Genomic DNA, 15,986 nt, shown 5'->3' on the forward strand with positions numbered 1-15,986 from the left:
CTCAGATCCCCCAAGCCGGAGTTCCGCGGTCGCCGGGCACGTCCCGCGCCTCCGGTTCCGGATGTGTGCCGCGCCGCGAGACGACGGCCGTCCCGCCACGGCGGAGCGGAATCGAGATCGTGCCAGGACCCGTTCGACGCCAAGGAAGCCGCCTTCCGCGCGCGTCACGGACCTCGATGTCTCCCGGGATCCCGTGCCGCAGGACGAGCGGCTCCCCCGCCTCGCTGTGGACACGGACCCATTCGGTCGCGCCGTTCCGACGCGACGCGTCCACGAGGAACGCCCCCTCCGCACGCAGGCTTTCGAAGGATGCGTCCGGCCACGCCGACGAGACCGACGGGAAGATCTTGAGCACACCGTGGTCACCCTGCAAGAGCATGTCCACAACGGACTGCGCGGCGGTGATGGGGCTCTCGATCGCGAGGTTCACCCCCTCGCGGTACATCGTGTTCGGCGTCAGCTGGGTGTTCGCGACGACGGTTCCGTCGAGGAAGATCTTCAGATAGCGCAAGGCTTCCTCGGGCTCGTCCATCACGGAACTCATCGACGACGCCGCCGCGAAGCTGTAACCGTGCCATTTCTCCTGCGCGCTCGACCAATGCGCGAAAGTCCGGCGCATGATGTCCCGGTCGCCGGGACGGTCCCAGAGTTTCTCGCGCAGCGGATAGAGCCAGAGCAGATGCGAGAAGTGCCGATGTGATTCAGCCAGCGGGACGCCGTCGCCGATCAGCACGCCTTGAGCGGGATCCTGGTGGTACGGCACCAGTTTGTCGCCGATCTCCCGCCACGCCGGCACCCGCGGATCGTCGATCCGCAGCTTGGCCGCGGATTCGACGAGGGTGCGCGCGGCCCAGCGGATCAACGACAGGTCGTAGGTGCAGTCGGCCGCGTCGGCGTACTCGGGCGACCTCGTCATCGGCAGGTGCAGGGCGCCGTCCGGTCCCGTCGCGAGGAAATGCCGGTAGTAGTTGAGCGCCTTGGCGAGCGTCGGATACAGGACGTCGCGCAGGACCAGGTGGTCCATGCTGTGCCGGTACGCGAGCCAGACGTTGTGCAGGCCCCAGATCAGGTTTCCGGTCTGGTCGTTCTTGGTGGCGGGGCCGGGGATCCCGACCGCGCGGGTGTCGCCGGGCCGCAGCCGCCAGTCGCCCGGATGCGAAAGCGCGTACGTGTCGCCGTCCCGGTAGGCGGGAGGCACCGAGAGTTCGAGGTTGGCGTGGTCACGGCGGAAGGTCGCGGTGACGGCGTCGAGTTCGGGATGGTTGCTGCTGTTGACGATCGGATACGTGACCTGGACGTTCAGGTTCCACCACACCGCCGTCCAGCTGTTGCCGACCTCCGGGAACCACGGCCCCCATTCGGCGACCACCGGACCGTTCGCGCGGGTGGCGCACGCGGTCTTGTACAGCTGGATCCAGTAGAACCGCTGGATCCGCTTGTCCGGAATGGACACGAAACTGCGCCGGTAGAAGGCGTTCCACCAGCGCCGGTGCCCGGCGACCAGCAGATCCGGGTTCACCACCGACGCCCGATCGACCCTCGTGATCGCTTCGGCGGTGTGCGTCGGCTCGGGGAACCCGTACGCGACCGTCGCCGCCAGGAGCCGTCGCGTGCCGACGGTCCGCTCACGCCACGCCGTCGTGTACCCGCCGCCCGCGTGCAGTGGCTGCTCGCAGTACCGGACGGCGCCCGCGCTGCCGAGCTTCGGATCGGGATTGGCCGTGTACTCGGGCGGTTTGCGGATCGTCCGGGTGGTGGCCGACGTGAGCGGCGTGAACCCCCAGTCCGCCGCCGCCTCCCCGGTGAGCGAGACGAGGAGGAGGTCCTGGTCGTTGTGGACCAGCGCGGAGAAGCGCACGGAGCCGCGGGTGGTGGTGATCGTGCCGCCGAGTTCGGCGTTGTACAGGTCGAGGTGCCAGTCCACCGCCGTGATCGCGCCCTCGAAGGTGAGGGTGAGGTAGCCGATCGGGAGCCGCGAGTAGCCGATGCCCGCTTCCCATTGCCCGCGCTGGTCTTGGACGCGCGAATGGCCGAGCATCACCTTGAGGACGTTCGGCTGCGCCCCCGCGTAGAACTGGACGCCGAGAAAGCCGTTGGCGAGGAACGGGCCCTCTTGCCAGCCCGTCGGCATCCGTTTCCAGACCATGCGCGCGTCGTCGACGATCCGGCGGTGGACGTCTTGTCCGGCGAGCGCCGGTGGCGCCCCCTGAGCCCAGAGGCCACCGAGCGCCGCCGCCCCCGCCGCGACCCTCAGCATCGATCGCCTGGACAGCTCGGCCATGGGTCGCCTCCAGATTCATACTACGTTTACCGCAGATCAAGTCCTGGCGACCGGCATGTTTCCAGAAATAGTCGAGCTTTGGCCACCCCCTTCACTCTCGTAGCGGTACAGACATCCGATGTCTCGTCGGACAATTCATCCAGCGTTGAGCAAACGCGCTTTCAACGTCCGGACCGCCGCATCGGGCACACCACGCTGCCGCGCCCAGCCGGCGAAGCCACCGAAATCGTCCTCGACGCTGTCCAGCAGAGCGTTGATCGTGCTCTCGGTGCACCGGAACAGTTCCTCCGGCAACCGGAGCGCGCGGAAGCGCTCGATCACCCGCGGAAGGCTGTACGCGCTGCGCAGGTAGTCCTGGACGATCATTTCCCGCGACGCCCCGGCGAGACCGAGCGCGAGGGCCGTGACGACCCCGGTCCGGTCCTTGCCCGACGCGCAGTGCACGACGACGGGCCGGGCCAGCAGGACCGCCAGGATCTCGATGGCGACCGGGAGATCGTCGTCGTGCCGGAGATGGTCGACGTAGATCTCCTCCAGCGCACTCGACCGTCCGTTTTGGACGGTCCGCAGCGGCACGTTGACGTAGCGGACGCCGGGCAGTTCCGCTCTGCCCTCGCTGAACGTCTCGGCGCTGGAGCGGAGGTCGAGAACGCCTTCGATACCGAACCGGTCGAGCAGGAGTTCTTTGTCCGTCCCGGTCAGGGCCTGCAAGGTGTCGCTCCGGAACAGCCGTCCCCGCCGGATCGGCCCGCCGCCGGCGTCGCGGAAGTTGAACGCGCCGGTGAGCACGGAAGCGACCGCGGTCACCGGGTCTCCTCGCCGAGGGTGATCGTCCCCGCCGAGCCGTCGACGGTGATCACCTGGCCGGTGGTGATGAGCGCGGTCGCGCCGGGAACGCCGACCACGGCCGGGATCCCGTGTTCCCTGGCCACGGTGGTGCCGTGGGAGATCATCCCGCCGGTTTCGGTCACCAGCGCGGCCGCGGTCAGGAACAGCGGTGTCCAGCCGGGGTCCGTCGTCGCGGCGACCAGGATCTCGCCCGGTTCGATCCGTGCCCCGTCGGGGTCGTGGATCACCCGCGCCCGGCCGGTCGCCACCCCGGCCGCCGCGGCAAGTCCGGTGAGATCACCTTCGCCCGCGACGGCTTCGACGGCCGGCGCGGTACCGTCGGAAAGCAGGACCGACGGCACCCGCGGCCTGCGCGCCTCCCGCTCCCAGATCTCGCGCCGCCGCGCCACGGTCGCGCGGAAGTCCCTGCTGTCCAAGGCTTCGCGGACTTCGGCGAGGCCGAGGAACATCACGTCATCGGCCCGGTCCAGCCGCTCCGCCCGGACGATCTCCTCGCCGACGAGGAGCAGCTGCTCCCGAAGCGCGGCGAAACCGCGCATCAGGCAGAACTTCGGGAACTCGCGCAGCCCACGCAATCGCCTCGACCTGCGAAGCAGGAAACGCGCCAAGATCGCCCGGTGCGCCTTGGTCGCCGGAAGCCGCCGGGTGAGTTCGACGATCCGCGCCTCGGCCGCCGCGGCCGCGTGTTCGAAGCGGGTTTCCGCGTTCTGCTCCTCGCCCTCCGCACGCAGCAGATTCACCAGCATCGCGAAGACCGGCTCGGGATCGTCGGTCCAGCGTGGAACGCCGAAGTCGATCTCCGAGGTGGCGCGGCAGCCGTATTCCGCCAGGAACGCGGCGATCCCGTGCTGGATCACGTCCGGCAGGCTCCCCGCGAGCTGTTTCGCGGCCAGTTCGTCGGGGGCGGTGTCCAGCAGCAGCCGGAAGGCTTCGTCGTCACGCCGGATCGCCTCACCCGCGCGCCACAACGCCAGATCCATCTCGGTGGTCGGATTATGCGGGACACCACGGAAAACGGTGGCGATCTCCGCCTCGTCCACGTAACCGCGCAGCAACTGCCCGGCCAGCTGCCCACCGGTCCCGCCCGCGGTGTTGGCGTCACGCGGGAGGTTCGCTTCGATCTGACAGACATCTCGCCGAACGGATTCCACAAAGGACAAACGCTCTTCCGCCGTTGCCTCGGCCGGACCCGCGAAAGCGGCGATCCGCCGTTCGGCGTCGCGGACGACCTTGGCGCGCGCCCGATCCGGCCACAGCCACGCGGGGATCATCCGTTCCCAGCGGCGGCGCCGTTTCTTCGGTGGGACGTCCTCTTCGGAACCGGGCGACACCGGAGGGAATCGCTGGTCGCGGCCGAGCTGTTCGACGAGCCTGCCCGACGGCGCCGCGAGACTGTCCACGAACGCGGCCATCTTCGGCCGCTTCGCCGGACTCCGCACGCCGTCGGTGATGTCCCAGAACAGCCATCCGTCCACATCGGTGATCTCGTCGGAAAAGCCGAGCGCGCTCATGTACACCGCCATGCCGCGCTGGCGCTCCCTGATCATGGACGCGCCCATCGGTGTGAAGGGGCGGCTGATCCCCTGATAGACGTTGACCGACCAGTACGCGCGCGGCGCCCCTTCACTCTCCGGGACCGGGAAGAGGGTGGTGATGTGTCGCGACTGGGTCAACCACAACTCACCCTCACCGTTGAACGCCCACTCGACGTCCTGCGGTGCGCCGAAGTGCTTCTCCAGACTCCTGCCGACCGCCGCGAGTTCACCCAATCGTGACGGCGTCAGGCAGCCGTCGCCGGGCCCTTCGACGGTTTCGCCCTCGACGCTCAACCGGTAGTGGTCCGGAGTCACCGCGCCGGAAACCACCGCTTCACCCAATCCGGGCGCGGCGTCGACGACGATTTCGGCCCGTTTGCCCGAAACCGGATTCGCCGTGTACAGCACGCCGGCGCATTCCGCGTCGACCAGACGCTGCACGATCACCGCGATGGCGGGGGCGCGATCGGTGTCGTGCGCCGCCCGGTACCTGGTCGCCCGGTCGGACCACAGCGAGGCCCAGCACCGGCGCACCGCCGCCAGCACCTCGCCCGCACCCTGGACGTCGAGGAAGGTGTCGTACTGCCCGGCGAAACTGGCGTCCGGCAGATCCTCGGCCGTCGACGAGGACCGCACCGCCACCGCCACCGGCCCGTCCGCCGAAAGCCGTTCGTACGCCTCGACGATCCCGGTTTCGAGCCGGGCCGGAATCGGCACGGTCAGCACGTGGGCCCGCAGCCGGTCCGCCAGATCGGCCAGCGCCCTCTCGTCACCGGACGGCACCCTGGTCAGCTCGTCGAGCAGCCGCGGCCCGTCACCACCGGCGAGCACCCGCCGGTACGCGGCGGTCGTGACGCAGAAGCCCTCCGGCACGGGGAAACCCGCCGAAGTCATTTCCGCGAGATTCGCCGCCTTGCCACCGACGAGGTCGCGCGGGCAGCCTCCCGCTTCGGCGAGCTCGAGAATCACTTTCGTTACCTCCCAGGGGGTCTTTGCTTAGCCTAAGCTTGCATCCTCAACCTGGGTTGAGTTCAAATACGTTCATGGAATCCGCATCGATCAGGGAAGTCGCCGACCGGTTCGATCTGCCGGTCTCGACCCTCCACTACTGGGAACGCCGCGGGCTGATCAAGCCGCACCGCCGGTCCGGCTGGCGCTACTACGACACCGATCAGCTCTACCGGATCGCACTGATCCGGCTGTGGCGGGACACCGGCCAGCTCAGCCTCGACGAGATCGCGACCGTGCTCGCCGGGCGTACCGCCACGCACGACTGGCGGGACACCGTCTCAGCCCGGATCGAAGCGTTGGAGTCGCAGCTCGAAAAACTCGCCACCGCGCGGACCTATCTGCGACATCTGCTCCGCTGCCCCGAAAACACACTGGAACGCTGCCCGGAGTTCCGGTCCACAGTGGAGCTTCCGGGCGCTTGACCTCAAGCCGGGTTGAGGAGGCAGGCTACCGGAGCATGACCGCCCGTGGCCTGATCGACACCACCGAGATGTACCTCAAAGCAGCCTACGAGCTGGAAGAGGACGGTGTCGTTCCGTTGCGCGCCAGGATCGCGGACCGGCTCGACCAGAGCGCCCCGACGGTCAGCCAGACCGTGGCCCGGCTCCAGCGTGACGGCCTCCTCCTGGTCGCCGAAGACCGGCGACTGGAGCTTTCGCCGGAGGGACGGCGGATCGCGGTGCGGGTCATGGGCAAGCACCGGCTCGCGGAAACACTTCTCTACCGGGTGATCGGCCTCGACTGGGCCCGGCTGCACGAGGAGGCCTGCCGCTGGGAGCACGTCATGTCCGACGCCGCCGCGCGCCGGATCTTCGAACTCTGCGGCGGCCCGCGCTTCAGCCCCTACGGCGGGCCGATCCCCGGGCTCGCCTTCCTCGGCCTGCCAGGGCTTTCCCCGGTGCCGGCCCCGCCGGGGATGCGCCCTGCCACGCACGCCGGACGGCAGGAGGTCCGGCTGCACCGGATCAGCGAGCGCCTCCAGGAGAATTCCACTTTCCTCGAAACGCTTCTGACCGCGGGCCTCACCCCTGGCGCGCGAATGACGCTCGTTCCCGCCGACGGGCGGCGATTCGAAGCACGTACGGCGACGGCGACCGTGCCCCTCGAGCGGCACCAGGCGTCCATGATGATCGTCTGTGACGCCGCCGCGGCGAATTCCGCCGTGAACACCCGCACCCGGTGCGTGGCCGGTCGCTGAGATCGCTCTTTCGCGCGCCACATATCGTTTTTCGACCGGGCGCGCCCGTCTTGTCCTGGCCAGGCAGTAAGATGTCATATGATCTGCCGATCTGATGTCCGTATCCGGGGGACGAAGGAGGGAGACCGCCATGCCACTTCGAGCGGCCAGCACAGCGAGACTCTCGTCCACTGTGGTCGAACAGTTCGAGGAACTGATCGAGACCGGCGAATGGCCGGTCGGCTCCCGTATCCCGCCGGAACAGGAGCTGGTCGAGCAGCTCGGGGTCGGGCGCAGCACGGTCCGCGAAGCCGTCCGCGCCCTTGAACACGCCGGTCTGCTGGAGCCGCGCCGCGGCGACGGAACCTACGTACGGGCGCGGCACGGCCTGTCCGCGGCCCTGCTGCGGCGCACCCGCGCCGCGAACGTGCTCGAAGTACTGGAAGTCCGCAACAGCATAGAGCGCCAGGCCGCCAGGACGGCGGCCGAACGGCGAAGCCCCGAGGACGTCACCAGGATCACCGAGGCACTCGCCGCCCAGCACGAAGCACGCGACGCCGGCGACGAGGACGCTTTCCTCGCCGCCGACAACGAATTCCACGCGGCGATCATCGCCGCCACCCACAACGCGGTACTGATCGAGCTGTGGGAAGGCCTCAGCTACGCGCTCAGCAGCGGGGTGGCGACGGTGATGGCCGAGCTGCGCCGTGAGCACATCGACTTCCCGGATCACGACACCCTCGCCGAGGCCATCACCGACGGCGACGCCGACCGGGCCGAACGGGCCGTCGCGGTCATCATCGACGCCGCCGTCGCGGTGCTGACCAAGGCGCAGAAGAAATCCGCGCCGCGTAAAAGGAAAAGCACGCCGAAACGCCGTTGAGAGCGGTGCTCAGCCGAGGCGTACGGACGGCCGGTAGAGGTCGAACCAATGATGCAGGTCCAGTACCCGGTCGAGCCCGTGCCGCGACTGGCCGGTCAACGTCGCCGCGTCGGCTTGGACGGCGTCGTACACCCAATCCCGGTTCACCAGCTCGAAAACCGGTGAATCGATGTCCGCCAGCACCTCCTTCGCCTGGGACTGAAGCGCGACCGCGTATCCGATGTCCTGTGTGGACGGATACGGGCTCTTGAGCCGTTCGGTGACCGAGGCAGGCAGAAGATGCTTCGTCGCCTGCCGCAACAGGCTCTTCTCCCGGCCGTCGAAGTTCTTGAACGCCCACGGGGTGTTGTAGACGTACTCGACGAGCCGGTGATCGCAGAACGGGACCCGTACTTCGAGCCCCACCGCCATCGACATCCGGTCCTTGCGGTCGAGCAGCACCCGGACCCAGCGGGTGAGGTTCTGGTGACAGATCACGCGCATCCGCTGCTCGAAGGCGTCGTCCCCGGACACCTGTTCGACCTCCGCGACCGCCGAGGCGTATTCGTCGGCGGCGTAGGCCGGCACGTCGAGCGCCTCGCGGACGTCACGGCGGAGCAGGTTCTCCCGGTCGCTGGTGACCGCGTTGCGGAACACCAGCCACGGGAACATGTCGGTGGTACGGGACTCCTCTTCGAAGAACCAGCGGTAGCCGCCGAACACCTCGTCCGCGGCCTCGCCCGACAAGGCCACTGTGGACTGCCGCCGGATGGCCTTGAACAGCAGATAGAGCGAAAGGTCGACGTCGCCGAGCCCGGACGGCATGTCCCGCGCGGCGACGCACGCCCGGCGCACGTCGGGATCCGTGAGTTCGGCTGGGTCCAGCACCACGTTTTCGTGCACCGAACCGACGAGATCGACGACGTCCCGGATGAACGGCGAATCCGGGGCGTCCCGCATCTCGTCCGGGCGGAAGTTCTCTTCCTGCCCCGCGTAGTCGACCGAAAACGTGCGCAGCGGCTCCCCCGTCTCCGCGAGCCGCGCCGCCGCGATCCCGGTGACCGCGCTCGAATCCAGCCCGCCCGAGAGCAGCACGCATCTCGGCACGTCCGAGACCAGCTGGCGGTGCACGATGTCGGTCATCAGCTCGTCGACCCTGGCGACCGTCGTGTCCTGGTCGTCGGTGTGCGGAGCGGTCCGCAGGCGCCAGTACGTGCGCGAACGGATCCCGCGGTCGTCGACGGTGACGATCGACCCCGGCTCGACCTCGTGCATGTCCTTCCACAGCGACCAGCCGGGTTTCTTGGTGAACGCGATCAGTTCGCGCAGACCGTCCGCGTCGACGACACGCGGCGCGCGCGGGTTCGCCAGGATCGCCTTCGGCTCGGAACCGAACAGCACACCGTCGGAGGTCGCCTGGTAGTAAAGGGGTTTCACGCCCATGCGATCCCGGATCAGCACCAGTTTCGCGGTGCGGGAGTCCCAGACGGCGAAGGCGTACATACCGTTCAGCCGTTCCGCGACTCCCGCTTCCCATTCCAGGTACCCGCGCAGCACCACCTCGGTGTCACTGTCGGTGTGGAACCGGTGGCCCTTGCCCCGCAGCTCCTCGCGGAGCTCGGTGTAGTTGTAGACCTCACCGCTGTAGACCAGCGCCACCTCACCGGCCGGGGTCGCCGCCGACATCGGCTGCACACCGCCGGGCAGGTCGATCACCGCGAGCCTGCGATGCCCGAGCGCGGCGTGCCGGTCGAGCCAGGCACCCCCGGCGTCCGGACCGCGGCAGGACATCGTGGCCGTCATCGCGTCGAGGACCGGCCGCCGGTTCCGCAGGTCGTCCTCGAACGACACCCAACCGGTGATTCCGCACATTTCGCCTCCCAGTACCTGTGGTGTCAGCCGAAAACGGGTTCCGCGGTCCGCGTCCGCTTCAGCTCGAAGAAATACTCGAACCCGGTGAGCGCCCGGACGCCGTCGAAGACCCGGCCCGCCGCCTCGCCGCGGGGCACCTGGGCGAGTACCGGCCCGAAGCAGGCACTGCCGTCGATGCGCACGACCGGCGTTCCGAGGTCGGGACCGACCGCGGCGATCGCCTCGTCGTGGCTCGCGCGGATCGTGGCGTCGAGTGTCGTGTCCGTTCCCGCGCCGGCCAGTTCGGACGGCAGTCCGGCCGCTTCGAGAGCGAGACCGGTGACCTCGCGGTAGTCCTCGTTCCCGCCGGGATGGATGCGCGTGCCCATCTCCGTGTACAACGGTTCGACGATCTTCTCGCCGTGGTCACGGGCGGCGGCCGCGACGACCCGCGAGAGATACCAGCCCTCACGCATCATCACTTCGTACTTTTCGGGCAGTTGATGACCTTCGTTCAGCACGGCGAGGCTCATCAGGTGGAAACGCAGGTCGATCTCGCGCACTTCGGCCGCCTCGATCAGCCAACGCGAGGTCTGCCACGCCCACGGGCAGATCGGGTCGAACCACAGGTCGGCCCGGACGGTGGTCTCGGTCATCGCTGTCCTCGTTTCTGGTGGTACTCAGGCGAAGGAAGCCGGCGTGTACGCGCCTTCGGTACGCGCGGCCTGGAGCACTTCCGGGTAGATGACCGATTTCGGGCGGTCCCCCGCCACGATGACGATCATCAGGCTCTCCTCCGTGCCGGGAGCGGCCTCCAGGTTCGTGAACCGGCGCTGGAGCCCGGCGGGGAGGGAGATCACGTCGAACGGGCCGAGGTCGACGTACAGATCGTCGTCGTCGTTGCAGCGGAAACGCCACGTGCCGCTGAGCGGGATGAACGTCTCGTTCGTGTCGTGGTTGTGCAGGATCGTGCCGTTCCCCGGCGTGGCCTTGATGTAGGCGAGGTTGAAGCCCTCGGCGATGTCGATCGGCGCGTTGCCCGAGCTCTTCGCGCCGATCGGGGAGATCACCTGGTCGTCCGCGGCGCCGTTCCGCTCCGGCGGGCGGAAGCCGATGACGTTGAACATCACCCGCGCGCAGCCGGCGAGCACCGTGTCCGGGGCACCGCCATCCGTTCCGACCAGGTCGGTGAACCTGGCGACCCTGGTACGAAGGTCATTCTCGCTGAACCGGATACTGGCCATGAGGTCGTTGGACATTCCCGTCTCCGATCTTCACTGGGGTCTTCCCGTTGCCGCCGGATTCGATGGTGGTGAGCACGAGGCTGTGTGCGGGAACCACGACGCCGTCCCCGATGGTCACGGGGCCGAGCACCGTCGCCTTGGCGCCGACGACCACCCGGTCGCCGATACGCGGATGCCGGGCCTCGCCTTCGGCCCTGGCGTTGTCCCGCCAGAAGCCGATGGCGCCCAGCGTCACCTGCTGATAGAGGGTCACGTCGTCGCCGATGACGGCGGTCTCGCCGATCACGACGCCGTGCCCGTGGTCGATGAAGAACCGTCTGCCGATCCGGGCCCCTGGATGGATTTCCACCCCGGTCAGGATCTTCGCCACGTTCGACAGCAGACGGGCGAGGATCCGATGGCCGCCGCGATGCAGCCGGTGCGCGATCCGGTGGCTCCAGACCGCGGGCAACGCGGGATGACAGAGCGCCTCCAGCAAGGAGGTCACCGACGGATCTTTGTCCATTGTGGTCACGAGATCTTCACGCAACCGGTTGAAGGGCCGTCGCATGTCAGCCCGCCGTCTGCTCGGCCTTGACCCAATCCTCCTCGGGGCCGGCGTCGGCGAACAGGGTCACGACGACCTCGCCGGGGCCGAACCGTTCGGCGACCTTCTTCGCGCTGAGCCACGCGGCCGCGGCCGAGGCGCCGATCGACGTACCGGTGAGCTTCCGGTATTCCACCATTCCCCGCAGCGATTCGGCGTAGGTGACGTGCAGCTGTTCCGCGCCCGGAAGCTGGGTGTCGATAAACGGCTGACGCAGTCCGTTGCCGAATCCGCCGGCACCGGCGAACCGGGGCTCGGAATGCGGAGCCCGCTCGGTGCCGTACGGCATTTCCGACGGCGTGACCCCGGCGACCACCAGATCCGGCCACCGCGTGCGCAGTGCCCGGCGGACGCCGGCAAGGGTGCCGCCGGTCCCGATCGCGCTGACCCAGGCGGCGGGCCGATGCTCCCCGAGCTGCTCCAGGATCTCTTTGCCGGTACCGAATTCGTGGGCCGCGACGTTGGCCATGTTCCGGTGCTGCACGAGCGGGGTGAGCCCGGGATCGTCGGCGGCGATCTTCTCGCACACCTTGATCATCCCGAGCAGGCCGCCCGCCGCGTCGGCGAGTTCGATCTCGGCACCCGTCTTCTCCATCGCGGTCAGCAGGCTCGGCGGGATGACGGACGGGATCACGAGCCGGGTCTGGATTCCTGCCAGTTCGCCGAGTCCGGCCAGCGCGCGGGCCATGTTCCCGGCCGACGCGTCGAGCAGTTTCAGCGGTTCCGGGCCGGTGTGCGCGGCGATCGCCCGGCAGACCAGCGCGAACGCGGTCCGGTCCTTCACCGAACCGAACGGATTGGCGAATTCGTACTTCGCCAGCACTTTCGCCCCGCCCGGCGGGCCGGGAACCTCGACCAGCGGGGTGTCGCCGAGCCTCCCGGCGAACTCCCGCAGCCCGGGATGCCGGTCCAGTGCGATCGCCTGATCCGGTGCCTCGGCGAGCGGTTGCTCCACGGTGAGAGCGATCTCTGGCTGAACGGTGTCGGTCATGCGAGTCCTTCCCCAGGCGCCACTAGAGCAGCGCGACGATCAGCGCGGCGTGGTGTTCGGGTGTGGATCCCCTCGGCGGATCCGGATTCTCCGGTGGCGGAAAACGCTCGTACCGGTGGTCCGCGGGGGCAGGGCCGCGCGCGGAACCTGGTTCAGGCTAGCAAGTAAACACCTGCTCTGTCGAACATCAGACGTTCAGTCATCCGCTTGCCCGATGGACAGCACGATCGGGTGGTCCGGTCCGCCCGAGTTGACCTCAACCCGGGTTGAGGGTCCAAGGTTAGGCTAACCACACCTGATGGATCGGAGGCGGACATCGGCACCACGTCCTTGCGCCCGCGCACCCTCACCGCCACCGCGGCGGCCCTGCGGGACGGCACGGTCACGAGCGTCGGCCTGACCGAGGCGGCGATGGCCGCCGCGGATCGCGGTGACGCGGTCTACGGCGCCTACCTGACCCGTCTCGACGAGACCGCCCTCGCCGCGGCGAGACGGGCGGACACGGAACTCGTGGCCGGGCTGGACCGCGGGCCTCTGCACGGGATCCCGATCGGCGTCAAGGACATCATCGCCACCGCCGAAGCGGCGACGACGGCGCAGAGTCTCGTGCACGACCGCGGCTGGCTGGCGGGGACGGACGCGACGGTCGCCGCCCGGCTCAGAGCGGCGGGAGCGGTACTGACCGGCAAGACGACCACCATGGAGTTCGCCTGCGGGATGCCGGAACAGGCACATCCCTTCCCGATCCCCCGCAATCCTTGGCGGACCGGACGCTGGGCGGGCGGATCGAGTTCGGGCGCCGGGATCGGCGTCGCGACCGGCATGTTCCTCGCCGGCATCGGGTCGGACACCGCGGGCAGCATCCGGGTGCCCGCGGCGTTCTGCGGCGTCACCGGTCTCATGCCCGGCTACGGCCGGGTGCCGAGAACCGGCTGCGTTCCGCTGGGCTACAGCCTCGACCGGATCGGCCCGCTGGCCCGGTCCGCCCGGGACTGCGCGGCGGTGCTGGAGGTCCTCGCCGGACCGGATCCGGCCGACCCCGATTCCGCGGCGAGGCCGATGCCCCGTCCCGAATTCCGCGGCGACCTCACCGGCCTGCGAGTCGGGGTCGTCCGCGACCGCCACTTCCCTCCCGGCCGCGATCCCGCGCTGGACGGTGTCTTCGCCGAGGCGCTCGCGGTCCTCGCCGGGCTCGGCGCGCGGCTGAGCTCGATCACGCTGCCGTACCAGACGGAACTGGTGACCGCCGTCCTGGTGACCGTCGCCAGCGAAGCGCTCGCCCACCACCGCGCGGACCTCTGCCACCGATGGCTCGACTTCGGCCGGGGTACCCGCGGGCTCCTGGCCACCGGCGCGCTGGTCACCGGCGCCGACTACGTCCAGGCCCAGCGCGTGCGACAGGTCGCGCAGCGGGCGGTCGGCGCACTGTTCACCGAGGTGGATCTCGTCGTCTGCCCGACGGCGTCCGTCGGCGCGCCCCCGTTCGCGTCGCTGCTCTCCCCCGCCGGGCTACCCGAGAACGAGGAACTCTTCGGCGTGATCAACACCCCGTACTGGAACGGGCTCGCCAATCCGGTGCTGGCGCTGCCCATGGGGTTCACCGCCGACGGACTGCCGCTCTCGCTGCAGCTGGCCGGGCCGGTGCACGGTGAACCGGAGCTGCTGGAGGCGGGCGACGCCTTCCAAACGGCCACCGGCTGGCATCTCATGACCCCGCCGGAGCCGTCATGAGCGAACCGGAGATCCGCGTCCTGCTCGGGGCCGCGACCCTGCCCGCCACCGAACCCGAGATCGCCGGGCTGGCCGCACGCTATTCGTGGCAGCGGGCGGCGATCGACGCGCTGTACGACGTCCCCGCGGCCCGCCACGCGCTACCCGTCCTCGGTTTCCGGACGGGCGAAGAAGACGCAGTAGGAACAGGAAAGGTTTCATGAGCACGTCCTCCCCCGCCCGCCGCCGCGACCATCTGGTGCTCGCGCTGGCCTGTCTCGGCTCGTTCGTGGTGGTGCTGGACGCCACGATCGTTTCCGTCGCCCTGCCCCGGATCCGCGCCGATCTCGGGTTCTCCGCCGCGACGCTGCCATGGGTGGTGAACGCGTACACGCTCGCTTTCGCGGGCTGCCTGCTGCTCGGCGGCCGGTGTGCGGACGTCTTCGGACGACGCCGGATACTGCTGGCCGGGATGGGCCTGTTCGCGGGGGCGAGCCTCCTCGCCGGACTGGCCGCGGATCCGGCGCTCCTGCTGGCGGCACGGGCCGGGCAGGGGGTCGGCGGCGCGCTGCTGATGCCGGCGACGTTGTCCCTGCTGACCGACACCTTCCCGGCCGGGCCGAGGCGCGCCCGCGCGTTGAGCACGTGGAGCGCGATCGGTGCCGTTGGTGCCGCGTCCGGTCCGCTGGCGGGTGGTCTGCTGACCCAGTTCCTCGGCTGGCGCTGGGTGTTCTTCGTCAACGTGCCGCTGGGACTGGTCGCCGTCGCCGGCACGGTGGTTCTGCTGCCCGGCCGATCCCGGTCCGGACCGGCGCGCCGGCTGGACGTCGTCGGCGCGGTACTGGCGACGACCGGGCTGACCGGCGTGGTGTACGCGGTCATGGAGTCGGAAGCCGTGGGCTGGGGCTCGTCGGAGGTGATCGGCCCGCTGATCGCGGGAATCCTGCTGTGCGGGCTGTTCCTGCTGCACCAGGCACGCTGGGCGGCGGCCCCGCTGGTCCCGCTCAGCCTGTTCCGGCACCGCGCGGTCCGCGGCGCGAATCTGGTGATGTTCCTGCTGGGCCTGGGTTTCTTCGGTGCGCCGGTGCTGATCTCGTTCGCTCTCCAGTACGTGCACGGCGCGGGCCCGCTCGGCGCCGGACTCGGCTTCCTGCCCGCGGGGCTGGCGATGTTCGCCGGCGCCAAGGCGGCAGGCCCGCTCACCATCCGCCTCGGCGCCCGGCGCGCGGCGGCGCTGGGATGCGCGTTCGGGGCGGCCGGGCTCGCCGGGGTGGCCGCTTCACTCGCCACCGGCGGTTCGTCCGCGGCGATGATCGTGCTGCCGAGCGTGGTGTTCGGTTTCGGGACCGCCTCGGCGTTCACCCCGCTGACGGTGGCGGCGACCAGCGGCGTGCCCACCACCTCGGGCGGGGTGGCCGCGGCCGTGCTCAACACGGTGCGGCAGACCAGCGGCGCCATCGGGCTGGCCGTGCTGACCACGATCGCCGCCGCGGCCGCCGGCCGTTCTCCGGCGGCGCAAGGACTCGCGCACGGATACGCCGTCGCGTTCGCCGTCTCGGCGGTCTGCGTGGCGGCCGCCGCCGCGGTCGGCGTGGTCGTCCTGCCACCGCGGACCGCGGAACGGCTCGCGGCCGCCACCGGACGGGTCCGCGGACTCGACGGCGATCCCGTGCCCGGCGCGGTGGTACTGCTGGTGAATCCGGACGGCGGCCGCGTCGTGCGCACGGTCACCGACGAGACCGGCTGGTACCACGCGGCCCCGACCGCGCCGGGGCCCCATCTGGTCATCTGCACCGCGCCCAGCCACCAGCCGTCGGTCGGGCGGATCATGGCCGACGACACGCCCGTGCGGCACGACGTCGTCGTCGGGCAGGCGGGGTCGTGAGCCG

14 protein-coding genes are annotated in these 15,986 nt (G+C 69.7%); 6 read left to right on the forward strand and 8 right to left on the reverse strand.

Going from position 1 to position 15,986, the window contains the following annotated elements:
- Position 1: 1 nt before the first annotated feature.
- From DMC64_RS29750 to DMC64_RS29760, 3 genes are all read right to left on the reverse strand, one after another.
- Positions 2-2,281 carry a glycoside hydrolase family 95-like protein gene (locus tag DMC64_RS29750; RefSeq protein ID WP_125736203.1) on the reverse strand — a complete coding sequence of 760 codons (2,280 nt, stop codon included), beginning with the start codon at positions 2,279-2,281 and terminating at the stop codon, positions 2-4.
- A gap of 135 nt (positions 2,282-2,416) precedes the next feature.
- Positions 2,417-3,088 (reverse strand): tyrosine-protein phosphatase, encoded by a 672-nt coding sequence (locus DMC64_RS29755; protein WP_125736204.1) that lies wholly within the window; start codon positions 3,086-3,088, stop codon positions 2,417-2,419.
- Positions 3,085-5,634 carry a PEP/pyruvate-binding domain-containing protein gene (locus DMC64_RS29760; RefSeq protein WP_125736205.1) on the reverse strand — a complete coding sequence of 850 codons (2,550 nt, stop codon included), beginning with the start codon at positions 5,632-5,634 and terminating at the stop codon, positions 3,085-3,087. The genes DMC64_RS29755 and DMC64_RS29760 overlap by 4 nt, the downstream gene beginning before the upstream one ends.
- 74 nt (positions 5,635-5,708) lie before the next feature.
- Between DMC64_RS29760 and DMC64_RS29765 the strand changes: the two genes are divergently transcribed.
- The 3 genes from DMC64_RS29765 to DMC64_RS29775 all read left to right on the forward strand — a co-directional run bounded on the left by DMC64_RS29765 (position 5,709) and on the right by DMC64_RS29775 (position 7,736).
- Positions 5,709-6,098 carry a MerR family transcriptional regulator gene (locus DMC64_RS29765; RefSeq protein WP_037348190.1) on the forward strand — a complete coding sequence of 130 codons (390 nt, stop codon included), beginning with the start codon at positions 5,709-5,711 and terminating at the stop codon, positions 6,096-6,098.
- Between the two features lie 35 nt (positions 6,099-6,133).
- Entirely contained in the window at positions 6,134-6,874 is a 741-nt protein-coding gene (locus tag DMC64_RS29770; RefSeq protein ID WP_125736206.1) for a metal-dependent transcriptional regulator, read from the forward strand.
- A gap of 130 nt (positions 6,875-7,004) precedes the next feature.
- Entirely contained in the window at positions 7,005-7,736 is a 732-nt protein-coding gene (locus DMC64_RS29775) for a FadR/GntR family transcriptional regulator (protein ID WP_125736207.1), read from the forward strand.
- Positions 7,737-7,745: 9 nt separating this feature from the next.
- Here the strand turns inward: DMC64_RS29775 and asnB are convergent, their stop codons facing one another.
- The 5 genes from asnB to DMC64_RS29800 are packed head-to-tail and all read right to left on the reverse strand — an operon-like array spanning position 7,746 to position 12,387.
- Positions 7,746-9,587 carry an asparagine synthase (glutamine-hydrolyzing) gene (gene asnB / locus DMC64_RS29780; RefSeq protein ID WP_125736208.1) on the reverse strand — a complete coding sequence of 614 codons (1,842 nt, stop codon included), beginning with the start codon at positions 9,585-9,587 and terminating at the stop codon, positions 7,746-7,748.
- A gap of 23 nt (positions 9,588-9,610) precedes the next feature.
- A complete protein-coding gene (locus DMC64_RS29785) occupies positions 9,611-10,222 on the reverse strand; it encodes a disulfide bond formation protein DsbA (RefSeq protein WP_125736209.1) in 612 nt (203 codons plus the stop codon).
- A 24-nt stretch (positions 10,223-10,246) separates the two neighbouring features.
- Positions 10,247-10,825, reverse strand: a complete 579-nt coding sequence (locus tag DMC64_RS29790) for a cupin domain-containing protein (RefSeq protein ID WP_125736210.1) — start codon at positions 10,823-10,825, stop codon at positions 10,247-10,249.
- Positions 10,782-11,360, reverse strand: a complete 579-nt coding sequence (gene epsC, locus DMC64_RS29795; protein ID WP_052121326.1) for a serine O-acetyltransferase EpsC — start codon at positions 11,358-11,360, stop codon at positions 10,782-10,784. The genes DMC64_RS29790 and epsC overlap by 44 nt, the downstream gene beginning before the upstream one ends.
- A gap of 1 nt (position 11,361) precedes the next feature.
- On the reverse strand, positions 11,362-12,387 hold the full coding sequence (locus DMC64_RS29800) for a pyridoxal-phosphate dependent enzyme (RefSeq protein WP_125736211.1): 1,026 nt from the start codon (positions 12,385-12,387) through the stop codon (positions 11,362-11,364).
- 330 nt (positions 12,388-12,717) lie between these two features.
- On the opposite strand from DMC64_RS29800, the gene DMC64_RS29805 reads away from it, so the two are divergent.
- The 3 genes from DMC64_RS29805 to DMC64_RS29815 are packed head-to-tail and all read left to right on the forward strand — an operon-like array spanning position 12,718 to position 15,982.
- Entirely contained in the window at positions 12,718-14,118 is a 1,401-nt protein-coding gene (locus tag DMC64_RS29805) for an amidase (protein WP_233629861.1), read from the forward strand.
- The gene (locus DMC64_RS29810) at positions 14,115-14,321 is read left to right on the forward strand and encodes a hypothetical protein (RefSeq protein ID WP_037348181.1); all 207 of its coding nucleotides are present in this window, start codon (positions 14,115-14,117) and stop codon (positions 14,319-14,321) included. Before DMC64_RS29805 ends, DMC64_RS29810 begins: the two co-directional genes overlap by 4 nt.
- Entirely contained in the window at positions 14,318-15,982 is a 1,665-nt protein-coding gene (locus DMC64_RS29815; protein ID WP_158634273.1) for an MFS transporter, read from the forward strand. Before DMC64_RS29810 ends, DMC64_RS29815 begins: the two co-directional genes overlap by 4 nt.
- Positions 15,983-15,986: the final 4 nt, after the last annotated feature.

The organism is Amycolatopsis sp. WAC 04197, assembly GCF_003947475.1.
Taxonomy (GTDB): domain Bacteria; phylum Actinomycetota; class Actinomycetes; order Mycobacteriales; family Pseudonocardiaceae; genus Amycolatopsis; species Amycolatopsis japonica.